The 2821-nt window shown below is 76.0% G+C and carries 4 protein-coding genes; 2 read left to right on the plus strand and 2 right to left on the minus strand.

What is annotated here, in order from left to right; all coding sequences use genetic code 11:
* Positions 1 to 219: dihydrofolate reductase family protein (locus NH602_RS29845; RefSeq protein WP_253069561.1), on the minus strand; the 219-nt coding region annotated here is incomplete at its 3' end.
* Between the two features lie 92 nt (positions 220 to 311).
* On the opposite strand from NH602_RS29845, the gene NH602_RS29850 reads away from it, so the two are divergent.
* Complete coding sequence (locus NH602_RS29850) at positions 312 to 1292, plus strand: zinc-binding alcohol dehydrogenase (protein ID WP_253069562.1); 981 nt, start codon at positions 312 to 314, stop codon at positions 1290 to 1292.
* Here NH602_RS29850 and NH602_RS29855 read toward each other — a convergent pair.
* Positions 1286 to 1936, minus strand: coding sequence for a GTP cyclohydrolase II (locus NH602_RS29855; RefSeq protein WP_253069563.1), 651 nt, complete (start codon positions 1934 to 1936; stop codon positions 1286 to 1288). The two genes, NH602_RS29850 and NH602_RS29855, sit on opposite strands and share 7 nt — an antisense overlap.
* 45 nt (positions 1937 to 1981) lie before the next feature.
* Between NH602_RS29855 and NH602_RS29860 the strand changes: the two genes are divergently transcribed.
* A complete protein-coding gene (locus NH602_RS29860) occupies positions 1982 to 2692 on the plus strand; it encodes a creatininase family protein (protein WP_374210281.1) in 711 nt (236 codons plus the stop codon).
* The last annotated feature ends 129 nt before the right edge of the window (positions 2693 to 2821 follow it).

Genomic DNA, 2821 nt, shown 5'->3' on the forward strand with positions numbered 1-2821 from the left:
GACCCGCCCGGCCCGGCGCTCCGCGCAGCGCACCAGCAGCCGCGGGTCGTCGGCGCGCACGGTCCCCGCGCCGACCAGGATCGCGTCCACCCCGGCGCGTACGGCGTCGACGCGGTCGAGGTCGCCCGCGTCGGAGAGCACCAGCGTGTCGGGACCGGCGTCGTCGATGTAGCCGTCCAGCGACATCGCGACCGACGCCAGCACGTGCGGCCGGTCCATCAGATCACCTCCGTGTACCGGGCAGGCGCCCGATACGTCCGGATACTGTCGGGACCGTCGGCGCGCCGCGCGCCGGGATCGGGGACGGTGGAGTGGGGCACGAGGCACGGGCGTTCTGGCTGGCCGCGCCGGGGCACGGCGAGATCCGGACGGTGCCGGTGCCCGACCCCGGGCCGGACGAGGTGCTCGTGCGCACCCGGTACACCGCGGTCAGCCGGGGCACCGAGACGCTGGTGTTCCGCGGCGAGGTCCCGGAGTCCGAATACGAACGGATGCGCGCCCCGTTCCAGGACGGCGGCTTCCCCGCCCCGGTGAAGTACGGCTACCTGGCGGTGGGCGAGGTCGAGCAGGGCCCGCCCGGCCTCGCCGGGCGCACCGTGTTCTGCCTGTACCCGCACCAGAGCCTGTTCGTGGTGCCCGCCGACGCGGTCACCGTCGTCCCCGACGACGTGCCCGCCGCGCGCGCGGTGCTCGCCGGCACCGTCGAGACCGCCGTGAACGCGGTGTGGGACGCCGCCCCGCTGGTCGGCGACCGGATCGCCGTCGTCGGGGCGGGGATGGTCGGGGCGTCGGTGGCCGCGGTCCTGGCCGGGCTGCCCGGCGCGCGGGTGCAGCTCGTCGACCCCGACCCGGACCGGGCCGCCGTCGCCGCGGCGCTCGGCGTCGGGTTCGCCTCTCCCGACGACGCCGAGGGCGACCGGGACCTCGTCGTGCACGCCAGCGCCACCCCGGCCGGCCTGGCCCGCTCGCTGGAGCTGCTCGCACCGGAGGGCGAGGTGGTCGAGCTCAGCTGGTACGGGACCCGCTCGGTGCCGCTGCCGCTGGGCGGGGCGTTCCACAGCCGCCGGCTCACCATCCGCGCCAGCCAGGTCGGCACGGTGTCCCCGCGCCGGGCGCGCCGCGGCTACGGCGACCGGATGGCGCTGGCGCTGCGGCTGCTCGCCGACCCCCGGTTCGACGCCCTGGTCGGCGGCGACTGCACGCTCGACCAGCTGCCCACCGTGCTCGCCACGATGGCGGCGGACGGGCCGCCGTCGCTGTGCCTTCGGGTGTCGCACCACGGGGGTCAGTAGCCGGTCGCGGTGTGGCCGCGCGGCGCGTCCGGCGCGGCGTCGACCTGCGGCAGGACGTGCCCGAGCCGGTCGCGCTTGGCGGTCAGGTACCGCACGTTGTGCTCGTCGGCGGGCTCCAGCACCGGCACCAGCTCGGTGACGACGATGCCGTACCCGGTCAGCGCCTCGACCTTCGCCGGGCTGTTGGACAACAGCCGCACCCGGCCGATCCCGAGGTGGCGCAGCACGACCGCGGCGGCCCCGAAGTCGCGCACGTCCACCGGCAGGCCCAGCGCGACGGCCGAGTCGATGGTGTCCAGGCCGTCCTCGTCCTGCAGCACGTGTGTGCGGATCTTCGCGAGCAGGCCGATGCCGCGGCCCTCGTGCCCGCGCAGGTAGACGATCACGCCACGGCCCGCGCGGACGACAGCGTCGATCGCGATCGACAGCTGCGCCCCGCACTCGCAGCGGCGCGCGCCGAAGACGTCGCCGGTGAGGCACTCGGAGTGCATCCGTACCAGCGGCGCCTCCACGTCCGTGGGGTCGCCGTGCACCAGCGCGAGGTGCTCGGGACCGCCCTCGTACTCGCGGAAGGCGATCGCACGGAACTCCCCGTGCCGTGTGGTCAACCGGGACTCGGCGAACTCGTGTCGGTCGTCGTGCACCGTTGCTCCTCCATGATCGGGCGGGGCCGTGAGAGCCTCGCCTGCGTGAATCCCCTCCCGGTCGACACCACCGAGGACGTCCGGGAGCGAGGTGCCTCCGTGGCCCTGCTCCCGGTCGGGAGCCTCGAGCAGCACGGACCGCACCTGCCCCTGACCACCGACACCCTCGTGGCGTCCGCGGTGGCCGCCCGGATCGCGCAGGCCCACCCCGTGCGCGTCCTTCCACCACTGACGATCTCCTGCTCCCACGAGCACGCCGCGTGGGCGGGCACCGTGAGCATCTCCGCGGCGACGCTCGGCGCGGTCGTCTCCGACGTCGCCGCCTCGCTGCGCGCCTCCGGCACGACCGCGCTCGTCCTGGTCAACGCGCACGGCGGGAACCACGTCCTGCGCAACGTCGTCCAGGAGGCCTCGGTCGGACCGCTGCCCATGGCCCTGTTCCCCGTCTCCGAGGACTGGACCGCCGCCCGCCGGACCGCCGGGTGCGAGACCTCGAACACCGCCGACATGCACGCCGGGGAGCTGGAGACCTCGATCCTGCTGCACACCGTCCCCGACCAGGTCCGGCCGTCGTACCGCACCGCCGACCACGTCGCCGACGAGCGGCCGTACCTGCTCACCACCGGGCTCGCCGCCTACTCCGCCGGCGGTGTGGTGGGGCGGCCGTCGCTCGCCACCGCCGACAAGGGCCGGGGCCTGCTCGACGCGCTCGTGGTCGCCTTCGAGGGGCACCTGCGGGCGCTCGCCGGGCGCTGACGGCGCGGTCTCCCGGGCCGCCCGGCGGCGCCGCAGCACCACGAGTGCGCCCGGTGCGACCCCGACGAGCGCCAGCACCCCGTAGGCGACGGCGGCGGCGAGCCCCTCGGCCGCGGGCAGTCCGACCGC

The organism is Pseudonocardia sp. McavD-2-B (genome assembly GCF_024124365.1).
In the GTDB taxonomy this organism is placed as follows: domain Bacteria; phylum Actinomycetota; class Actinomycetes; order Mycobacteriales; family Pseudonocardiaceae; genus Pseudonocardia; species Pseudonocardia alni.